Below are 18,311 nucleotides of genomic sequence, written 5' to 3'. Positions count from 1 at the left end.
TTGGCACCCGAACCGTTAAACCCTGCGCGTCAGAGAGGTGATCTCCAAGATCACGGAATCTTCCTCGACAACGCTTTGATGTTTTACCAGATCGAAGTCCCAGCGACCACGCGCTTTATCGATCTCGGACTGATAATCCCGACCTTTATGGAAGATCAACTTGAGATTTGGATTGGCAAGTGCCCAGGGGTGGGCATAGGCGAACAGCAAATCAAGTTCGGCAAGGGCGCGCGCGGATATGAAGTCAGGCGCTGGCAGCTTCGAAGCGGCGTCCTCGATCCGGAGAGGGTGCACGGACGCCCGAGCGCCTGTCTCCAAAATCGCCGTCCGCAGGAAGCCGCACTTCTTGTTGTTACTTTCGACAAGATCTACCCATCCAGCTTGGCTTTCCGCGAGGTTGATCGCCGTGATGATACCCGGAAATCCCCCGCCGCTCCCAAGATCGATCCACCGGCCCGAAGTCGGCACAATGTTTCGGAGTTGCAACGAGTCCGCAATATGGCGCGTCCATAGCTGTTCCAGCGTTGAAGGCGCTATGAGATTGATTCTGGCAGCCCATTTCAGAAAGAGGTTTGCAAAGCGATCAAGGCGCTCCTGCGTTTCACGTGAAACATCGATTCCATACGGAGCACTTTTCGTTCTTTGCATATCAAGATGCCAATTTACTAACTTGGGTTTTGCGCAGGTGCGCGACAAGCAAAGCGACCGCCGCAGGGGTCATTCCTTCAAGTCGACTTGCCTGGGCGATATTGCGGGGCTTTCTGGCCATCAACTTGGCCTTCAACTCATTAGAGAGACCAGATAGCAACGAATAGTCGAAATCATCGGGGATCACGCGCTCTTCTTCGGCCCGCAAGCCCTCGATATCCGCCGACTGCCTTTCGAGATAGACATGGTACAGGCAGTCGATCTCGACGGCGGCAGCGATCTTCGCATCAGTGGACTTTAGTTCAGGCCAGACTTGAACAACCTGATCCCAGCTTATGTCCGGGTACGACAGGATCTCTCGCGCCGAACGACGACGGCCATCCTGATTGATCGCCACTCCGGCAATAGCCATCTCATTGGGCGAGGCGGTAAGCGCACCAAGCTGCTCGTATAGTCCTTCACGCTGCGCGCGATAGGTCTCGAATTTTCTGGACCGTTCAGAAGACACGCAACCCAGCTCAATGCCATAGGGCGTGAGCCGCATGTCGGCATTGTCAGCCCTCAATGACAGGCGATACTCGGCCCGGGAGGTAAACATACGATAGGGCTCTGCTACCCCGCGCGATGTCAGATCATCGATCATCACGCCGATATAGGAATCCGTACGGCTGAAGGAGAAACCACTTTGACCGGCTGCAAGCCGGGCGGCATTGATCCCCGCCAGCAACCCTTGCGCCCCGGCCTCTTCATAACCAGTGGTGCCATTGATCTGACCAGCGAGGTACAAACCCTTCACACCTTTAACAGCCAGCGATAGGTCGAGCTGCTGTGGATCGACATAGTCATACTCGATGGCATAACCGGGCTGGAGAATTCGGACATTCTCCAGACCCGGGATCGACCGTATGAATAGCTCCTGCACATCTTCCGGCAGCGAGGTCGAGATCCCGTTTGGATAGATCGTGACATCATCCAATCCTTCAGGCTCCAGAAAAATCTGATGACCATCACGATCGCCGAAACGATTGATCTTGTCCTCAATGGACGGACAATACCGCGGACCGACACCTTCGATCTGGCCGGAATACATGGCCGAGCGGTGGATGTTCTCCCGGATGATCCGATGGGTTTCAGCCGTCGTCCGCGTGATGCCGCAAGCGATCTGTGGCGTCGTGACGACTTCCGTCATGAATGAGAATGGGATCGGATTCTCGTCCGCTTCCTGAACTTCAAGCTCGTCCCAGCGGATTGTATTGCGATCGAGGCGCGCCGGGGTACCGGTCTTGAGGCGACCGAGCTTCAGGCCCAACGCTGCCAAGTCATCACTGACACCCAGGGCAGGGGCCTCGCCAACACGGCCAGCAGCAATCTTTTTGTCACCGATGTGGATCAGACCGTTGAGAAAAGTACCAGTTGTCAAGACGACTGCAGCAGCACGGAGTTGCTGCCTGTCACCAAGAATCACACCATTTATTTCGGAAGAGTCACGAACAAATCCGACCACGCCACCTTCGATGATGTCGAGATTAGGAATCTCCGCGAGCAGACGCTGAACAGCCAGTCGATAGAGCTTTCGATCCGCCTGGGTGCGCGGCCCCCAAACAGCCGGACCCTTCTTCCGGTTCAGCATACGGAATTGAATTCCGCCTTCGTCCGCCGCGCGACCCATAATGCCGTCAAGCGCATCGATCTCACGGACAAGATGCCCTTTTCCCAAGCCGCCAATCGCCGGATTGCAGGACATGACGCCGATTGTTGCAGCCTTGTGGGTCACGAGCGCGGTTTTAGCACCCATTCGTGCAGCCGCTGCGGCTGCTTCGGTACCCGCATGACCGCCACCAACAACAATTACATCGAAATGTCTCTCAGACATGATCGCGGTACAGCCTGTTTCACGTGAATCACTTCCCGACACAGAATTCGGAGAAGATTTTACCCAAAAGCGTTTCGGTATCGATTCGACCGGTCACTCTCGCCAATTCGACGGACGCCAGTCGCAGCTCTTCGGCACGGATCTCGAGGGGCAAGAAACTACCCTCGAGCGCGGACGCAAGATGTCTCGACGCCAGCCGAAGGCGCTCTGCATGCCTCAAACGACTGGGAATTGCAAGGCTCTCGACCTGCGTATGGCTACGCACCGCATCAAGCAGCCGTAGCCTCAGGGTTTCCAACCCTTCTCCTGACGCGGATGAAACGTGGAAAGCGCAAGCAGAGCTAGGCACTAGATTGCTGGCAAGGTCGCTCTTCGTCCCGATACACAGTGTGGGGCGGTCGAAATCTATCGGCTGCGCTTTCGGCTGCTCGGACAGATCGATCAGATGCAGAACAAGGTCTGCATCATTGATCGTCCTGAAGGCACGACGGATCCCCTCTTGCTCAACCACATCGTCTGTGTCTCTGAGACCAGCAGTATCGGAGAGTTCAAACTTATATCCGTCAATATCCAATTCACAACGAACTACATCGCGCGTCGTGCCGGCTACAGGTGTCACAATCGCCACGTCGCGCTGTGCCAGCGCATTCATCAGGCTTGATTTCCCGGCATTCGGCAGACCGGCCAGCGCCACCTTGAAACCATCGCGGATGATCTCGCCGGCCCGAAGATTTCCGATTGCCCGATCCACCTGTAACTTAAGATCCTCGACATCGGCCCAGATACGATCGGACACCGAACCTGGGATATCGCCCTCGTCGCTGAAGTCCAATTCGGCTTCGAGCATGGCGCGCACGAAAACAAGTTTCTCACGCCATTCATCGTAGACCGCGGACAAATGACCATTGGCCTGTTCACCCGCAAGCCTTCTCTGCATCTCGGTCTCGGCGCTCAGAAGATCGGCGAGACCTTCGACCTCTACAAGATCCATCTTGCCGTTTTCAAACGCGCGTCTCGAGAACTCGCCCGCTTCGGCCAATCTAATCCCGTTGAATCCGGCTAATGATCGAAGTGCCGCGTTCACGACGGCACGGCCGCCATGCAGATGCAATTCCACACAGTCTTCGCCGGTGAACGAATTGGGCGCTGGGAAAATGAGAACGAGACCCCGATCAAGAAACTCGCCGCTCGTCGTCCGGATCGTCCGAAGACCTGCCAGGCGCGGCTCCGGCAGCGACCCGACCATCTTGCTGACAACTTCGAAGCTTCCTGGACCGCTGACCCTGATAACAGCAACGCCGGCGGGTAGACCGCCGGACGCAAGGGCACAAATAGTATCGGAACGAGCGGTCACGAGATCACTCACAGGCGAAGCCTGAGGCTGCCGGCCGGAACCGGCAGAACATCAGGTGTTCATCGAGTCGAAGAAGTCGCCGTTGTTCTTCGTCTGCTTGAGTTTGTCGATGAGGAATTCGATGGCGTCGGTCGTGCCCATCGGCGCAAGAATACGGCGCAGAACGAAAATCTTCTGGAGATCCTGGCGCGGAACCAAGAGATCTTCCTTACGCGTACCGGACTTGAGGATGTCCATCGCGGGGAAGATGCGCTTGTCCGCGACCTTGCGATCGAGAACGATTTCCGAGTTACCCGTGCCCTTGAACTCTTCGAAGATGACTTCGTCCATGCGGCTACCTGTGTCGATCAGCGCCGTTGCGATGATCGTCAGCGAACCGCCTTCTTCGATGTTGCGGGCTGCACCGAAGAAGCGCTTCGGACGCTGCAATGCATTGGCATCGACACCACCGGTCAAAACCTTGCCGGAAGACGGGACCACGGTGTTGTAAGCACGGCCGAGGCGCGTAATGGAATCGAGCAGAATGACGACGTCTCGGCCGTGTTCGACAAGACGCTTGGCCTTTTCAATGACCATTTCGGCCACCTGCACGTGACGAACCGCGGGTTCGTCGAACGTTGAAGAAACGACTTCACCGCGGACCGAACGCTGCATGTCGGTCACTTCTTCCGGACGTTCGTCGATCAGAAGGACGATCAGATAACATTCCGGATGGTTGGCCGTGATCGAATGCGCGATATTCTGCAGAATGACGGTCTTACCGGTGCGCGGCGGTGCGACGATCAGGCCGCGCTGGCCCTTGCCGAGCGGCGCCACGAGATCGATGACGCGCGCAGACAGATCCTTCGATGTCGGTACATCAAGTTCCATCTTGAAGCGCTCGTTTGGATAGAGCGGCGTCAGGTTGTCGAAATGCACCTTGTGGCGGATCTTTTCGGGATCCTCGAAATTGATCGTGTTGACCTTCAGCAGGGCGAAATAGCGCTCGCCTTCCTTGGGTCCCCGGATCGGTCCCTCGACGGTATCGCCGGTCTTCAACGAGAAGCGGCGGATCTGTGAGGGCGAAATATAGATATCATCAGGGCCGGGGAGGTAATTCGCGTTTGCAGAACGCAGGAAACCGAAGCCATCCTGCAGAACTTCCACGACGCCTTCGCCGATGATCTCAACATCCTGGCTCGCCAGCATCTTCAAGATCGCAAACATCAGCTCCTGCTTGCGCATCGTGCTCGCGTTTTCAACTTCGAGCGATTCAGCAAAGGTCAGGAGATCGGTCGGCGATTTGCTTTTGAGTTCTTGTAGCTTCATTTCAGCCATGAAGAGGGACCACGTCAGATAGAATTTTCAAGGGGAACGGCGAGCTGGTGGAATTCGGTACGATCGCGAGAGCCGCAAATGACTGAATAGTACGCAAGCCAAAAGAAGGAAGTGGCGCGAAAATAGCGACTCGCGGATTCGACCGCAAGCGAAAAGCCGCCACCGGCAAAAATAAAGCGTGATCGGACCGAGATCAGAACGGTTTGACGATGGCAAGCACCACAATCAGGATCATCAGCAGGGTCGGCGCCTCGTTCATCATGCGCCAGTACCGCGGCGTTCCCACGTAGTCGCCGCGCCCGAACGATTTGACCGCCTTGGCGAAATAGCCGTGAACACCGGACAGTGCGACCACGGCTGCGATCTTCGCATGCAGCCAACCACCTTGGAAACCAAAGACCTGCCAGGCCAGATATAGTCCCAGGATCCATGACACGATCATCGCCGGGGTCATGATGACCTTCATGAGCCTGGTTTCCATCACGGCAAATGTCTTTGCCTGCTGCGACGACGGCTCGCAGTCGGAATGGTAGATGAAAAGCCGCGGCAGGTAGAGCATGCCTGCCATCCACGAGATGATGGCGATCACATGCAGCGCCTTGATCCAGGGATAAGCTTGGTCTGGTCCAGCCAGCATGATGCCGGCGCCGACGATGCCGAAGAAGACGAGAGCCGACGCGGCCTTGCGCGCTGCCCGCCTCCCGGGCTTGTCGTCGATCTGTTTTTCCATGGTCAGCCGAAACTCCGAACCTGAGCGACTAGCTCGGTTACATGCTCCGGATCAGCCTGCGGCGTGATCCCATGGCCGAGATTGAAGATCAGCGGTCCATGACCGAGCGCCTGCAGGATCGCATCGATCCCGTCCTTGAGCGCTGGGCCACCAGCCACGACACGCATCGGATCCAGATTGCCTTGAACAGGGCCATCCTTCTGCAGCTCGACAGCGAGGCTCAAGGGAACCGACCAATCGAGACCGATGGCGTCGGCGTTCGTGTCCTGGCGATAATTCTTCAGCAAGATCCCCGCGCCCTTGGCAAAGGCAATCACCTTCGCCTGAGGGCGACGAGACTTCACCGAGTCGATGATGCGCCGAACCGGCCGCACGGCGAAAGCCTCAAATTCAGTCTCGCCGAGAACACCTGCCCAGGAATCAAAGATCTGAACAGCATCCGCACCGGCATCGATCTGCTCGACGAGGTAATCGGCCGAGACGTCAGCTAGAAAATCGAGCAGACGGGCAAAGACCTCAGGATGGCGATAGGCGAAGAGACGGGCAGGGGCCTGGTCTGGCGTGCCATGACCAGCGATCATGTAGGTCGCCACGGTCCAGGGAGCGCCACAGAAGCCTAGCAGGGTCGTTTCGCTGGGCAGTGCACCACGCAGCCGTGAAACCGTCTCCATGACCGGCTTGAGGTGATCTAGGACGCCTTCTTGCGAAAGGGCCAGTATGCCGTCCGTGTCGATGGGGTCCATCTGCGGACCATGGCCTTCGGTGAAGGTCACGTTGCGATGAAGCGCATCCGGGATGACCAGGATATCCGAAAACAGAATGGCTGCATCAAAGCCGTATCGGCGGATCGGCTGAAGAGTCACCTCTGTCGCATACTCAGGCGAATAACAGAGATCGAGAAAGCTCCCGGCCTTCTTCCGTGTTTCCCGATATTCCGGGAGATAACGGCCTGCCTGTCTCATGAGCCAGATGGGCGGTGGCGTGACCGTTTTCCCATTCAGAACGTCGAGGACTTTTCGGTTCGGCGTGCTCAAGGCTCAAGCCCTTTCAAAAAAGAAAAGAGATATTGAATCTTCTTCTATTTCTAAGAGTCTCTGACTATCAAGGATTAATCTAGGATCACAGCTTGTTCCCGATCCGCGGCAACAGTCGAGTGGCGAGGGCACCAAGTTCGCTCCGGCTCTGGGATAATGGGGATAACCGCAAATTAACCCGCAATTCCATGGATTTGCGATCCGGACAGAATTTGCGTTAACGAGGGAGGAGGAGTCGAAATGCGAGGGACGATCTGCTGTCATCACCGCAATTCACAGCCCCCCGGAATCGGAAGCCTCACGGTGACCAACTGTGGATAAAACGGCACTTTTCCCGCCCCTCGTCTGTCCCGCTCGCAGCGGCCTCTGTTTATCCCAAGCTATCAACAGGGTGCGGTGAAGAACGTGGAGAACCGCAAAAACTTCTTTCATCTCCATCTGATTTCTGACTCAACCGGGGAGACTTTGATCTCGGCGGGGCGAGCAGCGGCGGCGCAATTTCGTGGTTCCAATGCCATCGAACATGTCTATCCCCTGATCCGCAGCAAAAAGCAGATCAAGGCGCTGATCGATGCACTCGACCGCGAACCGGGCATCGTTCTCTATACGATCGTCGACCAGGATCTCGCAGCACTTGTCGAAACAGGATGTCATGAACTGGGCTTGCCCTGCGTCAACGTGCTGGCCCCGATCATCGAGAAGTTTCAGGACTATCTGGGTGCGCCCTCCCGCGGCCGCGTCGGTGCCCAACACGTTCTGAATGCCGAGTATTTCGCACGCATCGAAGCGTTGAATTTCACCATGGACCATGACGACGGCCAGGCGCCGGAAGATTATGACCAGGCCGACGTCGTGATCATCGGCATCAGCCGCACCTCCAAGACCCCCACGAGCATCTATCTCGCCAACCGCGGCATCAAGACCGCGAACCTGCCGATCGTCCCGGGCGTTCCGCTGCCCGAAGGATTGCTGAAGGCAACACGGCCTCTGATCGTCGGTCTCATCGCAACTTCGGATCGGATTTCCCAGGTTCGCGAGAACCGGGTCCTTGGCGCGACAACCGGCTATGACCGAAGCGAATATGTCGACCGGGCCTCAATCACGGAGGAGCTGAAATATGCCCGCTCGCTGTGTGCGCGCAACAACTGGCCTCTGATCGACGTGACGCGCCGGTCGATCGAGGAGACGGCGGCGGCCATTGTTGCTCTGCGTCCCAAGCCGCGCTAATTCAGGACACTACCATTACGAAGGTCTCAGCATGGGTTCACCCTTGATTCTCGCGTCGGGCAGCACGGCGCGCCAGATGCTTTTGAAGAATGCCGGCCTCGACTTTGTCGCGATCCCTGCCACGGTGGATGAAAGAGCCATCGAAGACAATCTTCCGCTCGCAGGACGAGACCCCGTATCGGTTGCCCGGCATCTGGCACTGGCCAAGGCTATGAATGTGTCGGAGCGCTCTCCAGGCGCCTTCGTCATTGGCTGCGACCAGACCATGTCTCTCGGCAACCGGATCTTCCACAAGGCTGCTTCTCTGGACGAAGCTCGGCAGACCTTGATCAGCCTGCGCGGCAAGGCACACTTCCTGAACAGTGCAGTCTGTCTGGTTCGGGATGGTGAGCTGCTCTGGAGCGATGTGACCAAGGCCTGCATGCAGGTTCGCGATTTCTCGGATGAGTTCCTGGATGGCTATATCGAGCGGAATGGCAAGTCGATCTTATCCAGTGTCGGCTGCTATCAGCTTGAAGGGGAGGGCGTTCAGCTCTTCGATGCGATTGCCGGTGACTATTTCACCATCCTTGGTCTACCGCTTCTGCCGCTCCTCGCGGCTCTTCGTGAGCATGAGATTAACCATGCGTGATTCACGTGAAACATTTTTGCCCCGTGCTTTTGTCGCCGGCTATCCAATCAAGCATTCTCGCTCCCCGATGATCCATGGACACTGGCTCGAAACCTATGGTCTGTCCGGTTCCTACGAGAAGATCGCGGTCGCGCCGGAGGACTTTGCCGACTTCATGCTTCGTTTGAAAGACGCGGATAGTCCCTATCGTGGTGGCAATATCACGATCCCGCACAAGGAGGCCGCGAGCAAGCTTGCCGATCGGATAGACCCGGTCGCCGAAGAGCTCGGAGCGGCCAATACGCTCTGGCGGGAAGACGGGCTTCTGCATGCGACCAACACCGACGGCATCGGCTTTGTTGCCAATCTGGATTCGCAGCACCCGGGATGGGACAAGGTCGAACGCGCTGTGGTCTTGGGAGCAGGCGGCGCCAGCCGCGCAATTCTGCAGGCTCTTCGTGATCGTGGCATACCCGAAGTTCACGTGGTCAACCGAACCGTCGAGCGCGCGCAGGAACTCGTAGACCGCTTCGGGGCACCGCTCCAAGCTCACGGGATGGACGCCCTTAACTCTCTCCTGGAGGGCGCCGGGCTCTTCGTGAACACGTCATCCCTCGGGATGGATGGAACGGCAGCGCCCGTTCTTCCCTTCGACAGGATGAGGGAAGATTCCGTTGTCACTGATATCGTCTACGTGCCGCTGAAGACGCCGTTCATTCAACAGGCAGAGCAGATTGGTCTGCCGACGGTCGATGGTCTGGGCATGCTTTTGCATCAGGCTGTGCCGGGGTTTGAACGATGGTTCGGACAAAAGCCCGAAGTTACCGCCGCTTTGCGCCAGCTCGTGCTCGATGACATCAAGGCGCATGCATGATCATCGTGGGGCTCACAGGCTCGATCGGCATGGGCAAGTCCACGACTGCCGCGCTCTTTGCCGACGAGGGTGTGCCCGTCAATGACGCTGATCGCGTGGTTCACGAACTGTATCGGTCGGAAGCCGTGGCACCCATTGCGGGCCTCTTTCCCGACGCCATCGTCGACGGCATTGTCGATCGCGCGAAGCTGTCGGCGAATCTGGCAAAGAATCCGGCTAAGTTTAAAGAGCTAGAGGCCATCGTTCATCCCCTCGTGCGCGACAAGGAACACGCTTTCCTTGACGAGCAAAGCGCACTCGGCCATGCCCTTGTCCTTCTCGACATTCCCCTCTTGTTCGAGACCGGTGGCGAAAAGCGTGTGGACCGGATCGTTGTCGTCAGTTGCGAACCTGAGCTGCAGAGAGAAAGAGTGCTGGCACGACCGGGAATGACGGAAGAGAAATTTCAGCTGATCCTATCGAGGCAGGTTCCGGATGCACAAAAGCGTGCCCGGGCCGATTACGTCATTGATACCGGCCACGGGATTGACAGCGCGCGCGCCCAAGTCAAAACGATCGTCAGAGAACTACGCGAACAGGCGGAGCGGACAGACAATGCGTGAGATCATCTTCGACACGGAAACGACCGGGCTCGACAACAAGGCTGACCGGGTCATCGAAATCGGTGGCATCGAATTGCTCAATCATTTTCCGACCGGTCGCACCTTTCATGTCTATATCAATCCCGGCGACCGCAAGGTTCATCCCGATGCATTGGCGGTGCACGGCATCACCGACGAATTTCTGAAAGACAAACCGGTGTTCGCCGAGATCGTTTCCGACCTCCAGGAATTCTTCGAAGGGGCGAAGTGGATTGCTCACAACGCCTCATTCGACATGGGCTTCATCAACGCTGAATTCGACCGCTTGAGCCTCGCGCCGGTTCCTTCCGACATGGTCATCGACACGCTGGCGCTCGCACGCCGGAAACATCCGATGGGGCCGAACTCGCTGGACGCCCTCTGCCGTCGATACGGTATCGACAACTCGCATCGTACGAAGCACGGCGCTCTACTCGACTCCGAACTGCTCGCCGAAGTCTATATCGAGATGCTGGGTGGTCGGCAGGCGGCACTGGGTCTAACGACCATCGAGACGCGGCGGAACCAGTCGAACGAAATCGATGATCTGATCGAGATCAGCTATGATCGCCCGCGCGCTCTTGCGTCCCGCCTATCCGCAGCGGAGGTGGAAGGTCACGCCAAACTCGTCGGCCGTCTCGGCGGTAAGGCCATCTGGTCGAAATACGACGCATGAAAAAAGGGCCCGCGAGGGCCCTTTGCTTTGGCGAATGCGGAATGCTCGCTCAGTTCGGCACGGCCTGCGTCTTTGCGCGAGACTGTTCTTCTGAAACACGCTGGGCGAACATCTGGGCAAAGTCGATCGGATCGATCATCAGCGGCGGGAAACCACCGTTGCGTGTCGCGTCGGCGATGATCTGACGAGCGAAGGGGAAGAGCAGGCGCGGGCACTCGATGAAGAGAACCGGCAGCATGTGTTCCTGCGGGAAGCCGGTGATCCGGAAGACGCCGCCATAGATGAGTTCGGTGACGAACACGACCTTGTCGCCATCCTTGGCTTCTGCATTCAACGCCAGGACGACGTCGAAGTCGGTGTCCGAAAGCGGGTTTGCATTGACATTGACATTGATGTTGATGGCCGGCGCCTTGTCGCGCGCCTGAAGCGAGCGGGGTGCACCTGGATTTTCAAACGAGAAATCCTTGATGTACTGGGCGAGAATGTTGAGGGACGGAGAAGCCGTTCCCTGATTGTTGTCGGCCATAGGGCGTGTCCTTGAAGATGAATTGCTAAGGCCATCTAACATTTGAAACTTGCGCTTACAACCCTGCGCGCCGGTGCGTCAGGGGGTCACTCGCGGCCGATCCGTGGATCGCGCCAGGGCGAGTTCCGGTCGGGTTCGCGCTGATATTCGTCGTCGCCGAGGTCGACCACATTTTCGTCACTGGGACGGCTCGTCCTGAAACCGGCGTCAGAAAAACTACTGCGGACAATGAGCCGCGGCTTGATCAGACGCCAGGCGAGATCACGAACGAAAGGCAGGAAGAGTAGAATGCCGATGATGTCGCCGAAGAAGCCGGGCACGATCAGAAGAAAGGCGGCCACCACCAGAAGGGCACCGCGAACCAGTTCCCGTCCGGGATCCATGCCGCGCTGCGCCTCGCTCTGCAATCGGCGCAGGATACCCGCCCCTTGATAGCGGAGCAGTATGACACCTGCGAAAGCCGCAAGAATGATCAACCCCAGGGTCGGCAAGACACCGATGGCTTGCCCGACCAAGATAAAGCTGGCGATTTCAACGAGGGGTGCGATGAGAAATAGCACCAGGGGAAGGCGCATGGGCTGCTCCAAACGCCTTTGTGATCCGGATATCGCAAGAGTCGGCGCTTACTCGATGCAAAGAATGCATTGCGCCATTTGAATGATGCAGCGCTCCGGACTATATGGGAGAAGGAAAAATCAAATTCAATCAAGCCTGGCGGTATTCATGGGGTCTAGTGATTTCGTTACATTGTTCTTCCTGGTCGCAGCGGTTCTGATCTTCTTTCAGCTCCGCAGCGTTCTTGGACGACGCACGGGCCACGAAAAGCCGCCGTTCGATCCGTTCGCACAGCGTGATCTGGCCAAGGGGGCAGCGCGTGATGATGGCAAGGTTGTCACCCTTCCGCGCCGCGAGGACGGCAACGCTGAAGATCGGTTTGTCGCCGTGGATGCTTATTCACCCGCCGGCACGCCCCTGAACGATCAGTTGCGCGAACTTCTGCACCACGATCCGAGCTTTAATCCGAAGGAATTCCTCAACGGTGCGAAGATTGCCTACGAGATGATCGTCATGGCTTATGCCGACGGCGACAGGAAGACCTTGAAAGGCCTTCTGTCCCGCGAAGTCTTTGACGGTTTCGAAAGCGCAATCGCCGATCGCGAGAGCCGCGGCGAGATCGTAAAATCGACCTTTGTCGGCATCGAGAAGGCGGACATCATACAGGCATCCGCTCGCGAGAACGAAGAGCAGGTGACCGTTCGCATCATCAGCCAGTTGATTACGGCGACCTACGACAATGCAGGTGCCATGATTGATGGCGATGCCGAGGCGGTATCCGAGGTGAACGACGTGTGGACCTTCGCCCGCGATGTGCGCTCGCGTGATCCAAACTGGAAGCTGATCGCGACCGAAGCAGAACAATGAGCGATCTCAGCGCCTGTCGCCTGAGGCCGGCATCCTTCGATGATCTGCCCGGCTGGTCATCCGACGATCCTTCATCCCTTTGGCCTGCCTTGACCGACTGTAGGAGATACCTGCAGTCGGTCAAACCATATAAGCCAGGTGCATTGGGACTGACCGCCGAAGATCTGATGCCTCTGCTGGACGCTGCATCGACGCACAGTCCGGACAACGCAGCTCAGGCACGGCTTTTCTTCGAACAGCAAACGCGACCCTTCCTGGTAGAGCCCGGCGGCCAAAACGCAGGTCTGGTCACGGCCTTCTACGAGCCTGAGGTCCCCGTCAGCGATCGGCCTGACGACGAATACCGCCACCCCTTCTATCGCCGTCCTCTGGATCTTGTGGACGTGGATGATGGCAATCGACCAGCCGACCTTGAGGCCGGTTACGCCTTTGCCCTTCGAACCGACAATGGCCTGAAGCCCTATCCCGATCGTCGGGACATCGATCAAGGCTGGCTTGAGGGCAGGGGGCTTGAAATTGCCTGGGCCCGCTCGAGGGTCGATGTGTTCTTTGCCCATGTCCAGGGTGCTGCACGACTACGATATCCCGATGGACGCGTCCGCCGGATAACCTATGCGGCAAAGGCCGGGCACCCCTTTTCCGGCATCGGCCGCCTGCTGATCGATATGGGTGAGATCTCGGAAGCGGATATCTCCATGCAGTCGATTAGGGCCTGGCTCGCTGCCCATCCCGACCGGTTGGACGAGATCCTCTGGCACAATCGATCCTACATCTTCTTCCGGGAAGCGGAGGTCGACGATCTCACCCGTGGTCCGATTGCCGCCGCCAAGGTACCGCTGATTGCGGGTCGATCTCTCGCGGTCGATCGCCAGATCCACACCTTCGGCTTTCCATTTTTCATCCATGCGAAGGGATTGACCCATATGGATGGCGGACGCGATTTCGCCCGGACCATGCTGGCGCTCGATACCGGATCTGCGATCGTCGGACCGGCGCGTGGGGATATCTTCACGGGCTCCGGAGATGAGGCAGGCGAGTTGGCGGGGGCCGTGCGCAACGCAGCCGACTTCTATATACTCATCCCGAAGCAGGCGGCAGAGAGGTTTGTCTGAGTGTCGGGTGGACCAAAGCTCAATCCGGAAGATCGCATCCTCTGGGGCAAGGTCGCGCGTTCGACCCGCCCGATGCCCGGGCGTATGGAAGACCTGCTGAGTTTCGAGGAGCAGTTCGAGACGCCGGTCGAAGAGAAGGTCGTGCCTGCCCTCAATCGTGCCGTAGTCTCCCCGTCGAACTCGAACTCAGATGCCGAGCGAAAGTCCGCAGCTCGAATCCACCACCCCTTGGAAAAGCCGGTCAAGCGCAAGCTCTCCCGCGGTCATCTGGCGCTTGAAGCACGGATCGACCTGCACGGGCTGATCCAGAGTGAGGCGCATGGAATGCTGCTCGATTTTCTCATCCGGGCCCATGATCGGGGCCTGCGCCACGTCCTCGTAATTACCGGCAAGGGAAGCTCGCTTGGAAGTGAAGGCGCACTAAAGCGCGCGGTGCCGCTCTGGTTTTCCCTGCCGGAATTCCGTTTCCTGATTTCCTCCTATGAGCCTGCGGCACGTCAGCATGGCGGGGAGGGGGCACTTTATGTGCGGCTCTCCCGCCGCGGACAGGAGCGCTGATGACGCCCTTCGGTGATGCGTTGCGGCAGTTGCGGGAACGAAAGGGTGTCTCTCAGAAGGAGATGGCCGCAGCGATCGGGGTCTCGCCCGCCTATCTCTCGGCACTTGAACACGGCAGGCGCGGCCTGCCCAATTTCGATTTTCTCCAGCGTGTTGCTGGCTACTTCAACATCATCTGGGACGAGGCCGAAGAGCTCTTCTCGACGGCGGGCCGCTCCGATCCCCGCGTGGTGGTCGATACCTCCGGGATGAAGCCGGAATATACGGCCTTCGCCAACGATCTGGCGAAGCTGATTCGCCAGCTCTCTCCCGATGTGATAGGAGAAATGCAGGATATTCTGGATAGCGCCAAAAAACGGCCTTGAAGGGGTTGAAAAGCCCAATCTATCCACGAGAAACGACGCCCTCGCCTTTGGAACTCAGGCCAAAACCCCTATAGTCGGGCCACTTGAAGCTGCTGATTCGAATCAGCCGGGCCTTTGAGAATTGACTGGAAAGATTGCTGAATGACCGACTTGCCGATCGCGGAGAATGGTGGACCGGCCGAATATGGCGCGGATTCGATCAAGGTTCTGAAGGGACTGGACGCCGTCCGCAAGCGCCCCGGCATGTATATCGGTGATACCGACGACGGCTCCGGCCTCCATCACATGGTCTACGAAGTCGTCGACAACGCGATCGATGAAGCGCTGGCCGGTCATGCCGACATCGTCACCGTCACGCTGAATGCCGATGGCTCCGTCACCGTGACGGACAACGGTCGTGGCATTCCGACGGACATTCACACCGGCGAAGGCGTCTCCGCCGCCGAGGTCATCATGACCCAGCTGCATGCCGGCGGTAAGTTCGACCAGAATTCCTACAAGGTCTCCGGCGGTCTGCACGGCGTCGGCGTATCCGTCGTCAATGCGCTTTCGGTAAAGCTCACCCTGAAGATTCGCCGCAACAACAAGCTGCACGAAATCAGCTTCACCCATGGCGTAGCCGATGGCCCGCTGAAAGTGATCGGCGAATATGAGGGCCGTTCGGGGACGGAAGTCACCTTCCTCCCGAGCACCGATACCTTCACCAATGTCGATTTCGACTATGGAACGCTCGAGCATCGCCTGCGCGAACTCGCGTTCCTGAACTCGGGCGTTCGCATTCTCCTCACCGACAAGCGCAAGTCCGACATCCGCCAGGAAGAGATGCTCTATGACGGCGGTCTCGAAGCCTTCGTCCGCTATCTCGATCGCTCGAAGAAGCCGCTGGTCGACAAGCCTGTCGCCATCAAGGGCGAGAAGGACGGTATCACCGTCGAAGTTGCCATGTGGTGGAACGACAGCTACCACGAGAACGTGCTCTGCTTCACCAACAACATTCCCCAGCGGGACGGCGGCACGCATATGGCCGGCTTCCGCGCCGCTCTGACCCGTCAGGTGACGTCCTATGCAGATAGCTCGGGCATCACCAAGAAGGAGAAGGTGTCGCTGCAGGGTGAAGACTGCCGCGAAGGTCTGTCTGCCGTCCTCTCGGTAAAGGTACCGGATCCCAAGTTCTCGTCCCAGACGAAAGACAAGCTCGTTTCTTCGGAAGTTCGCCCGGTCGTCGAAAACCTCGTCAATGAAGCACTCAGCACCTGGTTCGAGGAACACCCGACGGAAGCCAAGATCCTTGTCGGCAAGGTCGTTGAGGCTGCGGTTGCCCGCGAAGCCGCTCGCAAGGCGCGTGAACTGACCCGCCGCAAGGGTGCCCTCGACATCGCCTCGCTGCCAGGCAAGCTCGCCGACTGCTCGGAGCGTGACCCGGCAAAGTCCGAACTCTTCCTCGTCGAGGGTGACTCGGCAGGTGGCTCCGCGAAGCAGGGCCGTTCGCGCGAAAACCAGGCGATCCTGCCGCTGCGTGGTAAGATCCTCAACGTCGAGCGCGCCCGCTTCGACAAGATGCTCTCGAGCCAGGAAATCGGCACGCTGATCACAGCCCTCGGCACATCCATCGGCAAGGACGAGTTCAACGCCGACAAGCTGCGCTACCACAAGATCATCATCATGACCGATGCTGACGTCGACGGCGCACATATCAGAACGCTTCTGCTGACATTCTTCTTCCGTCAGATGCCGGAGCTCATCGAGCGCGGCCATCTCTACATCGCCCAGCCGCCGCTCTATAAGGTCTCGCGCGGCAAGTCCGTTCAGTACCTGAAGGACGAGAAGGCGCTGGAAGACTATCTGATCACCATGGGTCTCGAAGAGGCAACGCTGACGCTCGCCAATGGCGAAGTCCGCGCCGGCCAGGACCTGCGCGACGTAATCCAGGATGCCTTGCGTCTGCGGTCACTGATCGATGGCCTGCATTCCCGCTACAACCGGAATGTCATCGAGCAGGCAGCAATCGCCGGCGCGCTCAATCCCGAACTGACAGGCAACCGCCAGCAGGCCGAGGCGACCGCAGCGCTGGTCGCGAGCCGTCTGGACATGATCGCCGAAGACACCGAACGCGGCTGGCAGGGTTTCGTCACCGACGAAGGCGGCCTTCGCTTCGAGCGCATGGTCCGCGGTGTCAAGGAGGTGGCCTCGGTCGATGTCGCCCTGATCGGTTCGGCGGACGCTCGCCACATGGACCAGATGTCCGCCCGACTGCGCGAGATCTATTCCGAACCGCCGGTTCTCACCCGTAAGGATGGCCGTAGCGAGATGTCGGGCCCGCGCGCCCTTCTGGATTCGATCTTCGCAACCGGCCGCAAGGGCCTCTCCATGCAACGATACAAGGGCTTGGGCGAAATGAATGCCGAGCAGCTCTGGGAAACCACGCTCGATCCGAATGTCCGCTCTCTGCTTCAGGTCCGTGTCAACGACTCGACTGACGCCGACGGCCTGTTCTCGCGCCTCATGGGCGACGAGGTCGAACCACGCCGCGAGTTCATTCAGGACAACGCGCTCAGCGTCGCCAACCTCGACATCTGAGATCGGTAGATCGCAAATCAAAAGGGCCGCACTTCGGGAGCGGCCCTTTTTCTTGATCAACAGGTTTAGTTGTTGAGATGGTTAACGTGATTCACGTGAAACCATGAATGTGTGCGCTCAGAAACGTCCCTCGAATGCCACCTCTGCAAGCGGCTTGCGACCATTCGGCGTTTCCTTCGAACGCAGACCTTCTGGCAGCGATTCCTTGTCACCCAGCTTGCCGATGGCCACTGCTGCATTGATGTGAAAACCATCAGGCGCGCCAAGCTCCGAGACGGCCCGGTCGAAGTCGAAGCCGGTCATTGCGTGGGCGAAATAGCCCGACTTGATGGCCTGAACCGAGAGCAGACCCCAGGCAGCACCCGCGTCGAAACTATGGCTGCGATAGGACTTCGGCTCCGAACCATCGGCCGGACGGCTCAAAGTGTCGGAAAAGATGAAGACGAGTGCTGCGGCATTCTTGGCCCAGCCCCGGTTGAACTCGATTAGGATATCGAGAAGCTTGTCGAACTCAGGTGTTCCCTTCAGGGCGTAGATGAAGCGCCAGGGCTGGTAGTTGAACGCTGATGGCGCCCAATGCGCCGCATCGAGGATGGTCAGGAGATCTTCCTTCGGCATCGTGCTTCCGTCAAAGGCACGCGGCGACCATCGATCGAGAAAGATCGGATCGACATTGTATTCGGACTGGCGGTGATTGCTGCTGGTCATGGTGTTCCTTCACACGTGTCTTAGGATGACCGATGGAACAAACATCAATTCGCAAGCCTCGGAAAGGGTTCCGGCCTGCA

General features: G+C 58.2%; 19 protein-coding genes. 10 read left to right on the top strand and 9 right to left on the bottom strand.

Annotation, left to right across the window (positions count from 1 at the left end; genetic code table 11):
- Positions 1–15: 15 nt before the first annotated feature.
- From rsmG to hemE, 6 genes are all read right to left on the bottom strand, one after another.
- A complete protein-coding gene (gene rsmG, locus ACQKP1_RS18660) occupies positions 16–648 on the bottom strand; it encodes a 16S rRNA (guanine(527)-N(7))-methyltransferase RsmG (RefSeq protein ID WP_427276529.1) in 633 nt (210 codons plus the stop codon).
- 1 nt (position 649) lies between these two features.
- Entirely contained in the window at positions 650–2,521 is a 1,872-nt protein-coding gene (gene mnmG / locus ACQKP1_RS18655) for a tRNA uridine-5-carboxymethylaminomethyl(34) synthesis enzyme MnmG (protein WP_427276528.1), read from the bottom strand.
- Positions 2,522–2,549: 28 nt separating this feature from the next.
- Entirely contained in the window at positions 2,550–3,875 is a 1,326-nt protein-coding gene (gene mnmE, locus ACQKP1_RS18650) for a tRNA uridine-5-carboxymethylaminomethyl(34) synthesis GTPase MnmE (RefSeq protein WP_203019853.1), read from the bottom strand.
- A 51-nt stretch (positions 3,876–3,926) separates the two neighbouring features.
- Complete coding sequence (gene rho / locus ACQKP1_RS18645) at positions 3,927–5,192, bottom strand: transcription termination factor Rho (RefSeq protein ID WP_085942900.1); 1,266 nt, start codon at positions 5,190–5,192, stop codon at positions 3,927–3,929.
- Between the two features lie 193 nt (positions 5,193–5,385).
- Complete coding sequence (gene hemJ / locus ACQKP1_RS18640) at positions 5,386–5,922, bottom strand: protoporphyrinogen oxidase HemJ (protein ID WP_203018749.1); 537 nt, start codon at positions 5,920–5,922, stop codon at positions 5,386–5,388.
- Positions 5,923–5,924: 2 nt separating this feature from the next.
- Positions 5,925–6,956, bottom strand: a complete 1,032-nt coding sequence (hemE, locus tag ACQKP1_RS18635; protein WP_203018751.1) for a uroporphyrinogen decarboxylase — start codon at positions 6,954–6,956, stop codon at positions 5,925–5,927.
- A gap of 405 nt (positions 6,957–7,361) precedes the next feature.
- On the opposite strand from hemE, the gene ACQKP1_RS18630 reads away from it, so the two are divergent.
- From ACQKP1_RS18630 to dnaQ, 5 genes are read left to right on the top strand one after another with little or no spacing between them, the layout of a single operon-like run.
- Positions 7,362–8,183, top strand: a complete 822-nt coding sequence (locus ACQKP1_RS18630) for a pyruvate, water dikinase regulatory protein (protein ID WP_006724214.1) — start codon at positions 7,362–7,364, stop codon at positions 8,181–8,183.
- Positions 8,184–8,214: 31 nt separating this feature from the next.
- Positions 8,215–8,814 (top strand): Maf family protein, encoded by a 600-nt coding sequence (locus ACQKP1_RS18625; protein ID WP_427276527.1) that lies wholly within the window; start codon positions 8,215–8,217, stop codon positions 8,812–8,814.
- Positions 8,807–9,667 carry a shikimate dehydrogenase gene (locus ACQKP1_RS18620; RefSeq protein WP_427276798.1) on the top strand — a complete coding sequence of 287 codons (861 nt, stop codon included), beginning with the start codon at positions 8,807–8,809 and terminating at the stop codon, positions 9,665–9,667. Before ACQKP1_RS18625 ends, ACQKP1_RS18620 begins: the two co-directional genes overlap by 8 nt.
- Positions 9,664–10,269 carry a dephospho-CoA kinase gene (coaE, locus tag ACQKP1_RS18615; RefSeq protein ID WP_203018758.1) on the top strand — a complete coding sequence of 202 codons (606 nt, stop codon included), beginning with the start codon at positions 9,664–9,666 and terminating at the stop codon, positions 10,267–10,269. Before ACQKP1_RS18620 ends, coaE begins: the two co-directional genes overlap by 4 nt.
- Entirely contained in the window at positions 10,262–10,963 is a 702-nt protein-coding gene (gene dnaQ / locus ACQKP1_RS18610; protein ID WP_427276526.1) for a DNA polymerase III subunit epsilon, read from the top strand. The genes coaE and dnaQ overlap by 8 nt, the downstream gene beginning before the upstream one ends.
- A gap of 49 nt (positions 10,964–11,012) precedes the next feature.
- Here the strand turns inward: dnaQ and secB are convergent, their stop codons facing one another.
- Positions 11,013–11,489, bottom strand: coding sequence for a protein-export chaperone SecB (gene secB, locus ACQKP1_RS18605; protein WP_427276525.1), 477 nt, complete (start codon positions 11,487–11,489; stop codon positions 11,013–11,015).
- A gap of 86 nt (positions 11,490–11,575) precedes the next feature.
- Positions 11,576–12,064: an FxsA family protein gene (locus tag ACQKP1_RS18600; RefSeq protein ID WP_427276524.1), complete on the bottom strand. Its 489-nt coding sequence runs from the start codon at positions 12,062–12,064 to the stop codon at positions 11,576–11,578.
- 148 nt (positions 12,065–12,212) lie between these two features.
- Here ACQKP1_RS18600 and ACQKP1_RS18595 point away from each other — a divergent pair, with 148 nt between their 5' ends.
- From ACQKP1_RS18595 to gyrB, 5 genes are all read left to right on the top strand, one after another.
- Entirely contained in the window at positions 12,213–12,911 is a 699-nt protein-coding gene (locus ACQKP1_RS18595) for a Tim44/TimA family putative adaptor protein (protein ID WP_427276523.1), read from the top strand.
- Entirely contained in the window at positions 12,908–14,023 is a 1,116-nt protein-coding gene (gene mltA, locus ACQKP1_RS18590; protein WP_203018763.1) for a murein transglycosylase A, read from the top strand. The genes ACQKP1_RS18595 and mltA overlap by 4 nt, the downstream gene beginning before the upstream one ends.
- On the top strand, positions 14,024–14,581 hold the full coding sequence (locus tag ACQKP1_RS18585) for a Smr/MutS family protein (protein ID WP_203018765.1): 558 nt from the start codon (positions 14,024–14,026) through the stop codon (positions 14,579–14,581). It begins immediately after the preceding gene.
- Positions 14,581–14,946: a helix-turn-helix domain-containing protein gene (locus ACQKP1_RS18580; RefSeq protein WP_006724204.1), complete on the top strand. Its 366-nt coding sequence runs from the start codon at positions 14,581–14,583 to the stop codon at positions 14,944–14,946. The genes ACQKP1_RS18585 and ACQKP1_RS18580 overlap by 1 nt, the downstream gene beginning before the upstream one ends.
- 141 nt (positions 14,947–15,087) lie before the next feature.
- On the top strand, positions 15,088–17,523 hold the full coding sequence (gene gyrB / locus ACQKP1_RS18575; protein ID WP_427276522.1) for a DNA topoisomerase (ATP-hydrolyzing) subunit B: 2,436 nt from the start codon (positions 15,088–15,090) through the stop codon (positions 17,521–17,523).
- A gap of 117 nt (positions 17,524–17,640) precedes the next feature.
- On the opposite strand, the gene ACQKP1_RS18570 is transcribed toward gyrB, so the two are convergent.
- On the bottom strand, positions 17,641–18,231 hold the full coding sequence (locus ACQKP1_RS18570) for a nitroreductase family protein (RefSeq protein WP_427276521.1): 591 nt from the start codon (positions 18,229–18,231) through the stop codon (positions 17,641–17,643).
- Between the last annotated feature and the right edge of the window lie 80 nt (positions 18,232–18,311).

The organism is Allorhizobium sp. NPDC080224 (assembly GCF_050281005.1).
Lineage (GTDB): Bacteria > Pseudomonadota > Alphaproteobacteria > Rhizobiales > Rhizobiaceae > Allorhizobium.
The sequence above is the reverse complement of the archived record's forward strand: the minus strand, read 5'-3'. Positions and strand labels throughout refer to the sequence as shown.

Bases quoted from the DNA above. Each gene is read 5' to 3' on its own strand.
- rsmG (WP_427276529.1), bottom strand. From the start codon at position 648: ATGCAAAGAACGAAAAGTGCTCCGTATGGAATCGATGTTTCACGTGAA.
- mnmG (WP_427276528.1), bottom strand. From the start codon at position 2,521: ATGTCTGAGAGACATTTCGATGTAATTGTTGTTGGTGGCGGTCATGCG.
- rho (WP_085942900.1), bottom strand. From the start codon at position 5,192: ATGGCTGAAATGAAGCTACAAGAACTCAAAAGCAAATCGCCGACCGAT.
- hemJ (WP_203018749.1), bottom strand. From the start codon at position 5,922: ATGGAAAAACAGATCGACGACAAGCCCGGGAGGCGGGCAGCGCGCAAG.
- ACQKP1_RS18625 (WP_427276527.1), top strand. From the start codon at position 8,215: ATGGGTTCACCCTTGATTCTCGCGTCGGGCAGCACGGCGCGCCAGATG.
- ACQKP1_RS18620 (WP_427276798.1), top strand. From the start codon at position 8,807: ATGCGTGATTCACGTGAAACATTTTTGCCCCGTGCTTTTGTCGCCGGC.
- coaE (WP_203018758.1), top strand. From the start codon at position 9,664: ATGATCATCGTGGGGCTCACAGGCTCGATCGGCATGGGCAAGTCCACG.
- dnaQ (WP_427276526.1), top strand. From the start codon at position 10,262: ATGCGTGAGATCATCTTCGACACGGAAACGACCGGGCTCGACAACAAG.
- secB (WP_427276525.1), bottom strand. From the start codon at position 11,489: ATGGCCGACAACAATCAGGGAACGGCTTCTCCGTCCCTCAACATTCTC.
- ACQKP1_RS18600 (WP_427276524.1), bottom strand. From the start codon at position 12,064: ATGCGCCTTCCCCTGGTGCTATTTCTCATCGCACCCCTCGTTGAAATC.
- ACQKP1_RS18595 (WP_427276523.1), top strand. From the start codon at position 12,213: ATGGGGTCTAGTGATTTCGTTACATTGTTCTTCCTGGTCGCAGCGGTT.
- mltA (WP_203018763.1), top strand. From the start codon at position 12,908: ATGAGCGATCTCAGCGCCTGTCGCCTGAGGCCGGCATCCTTCGATGAT.
- ACQKP1_RS18580 (WP_006724204.1), top strand. From the start codon at position 14,581: ATGACGCCCTTCGGTGATGCGTTGCGGCAGTTGCGGGAACGAAAGGGT.
- gyrB (WP_427276522.1), top strand. From the start codon at position 15,088: ATGACCGACTTGCCGATCGCGGAGAATGGTGGACCGGCCGAATATGGC.
- ACQKP1_RS18570 (WP_427276521.1), bottom strand. From the start codon at position 18,231: ATGACCAGCAGCAATCACCGCCAGTCCGAATACAATGTCGATCCGATC.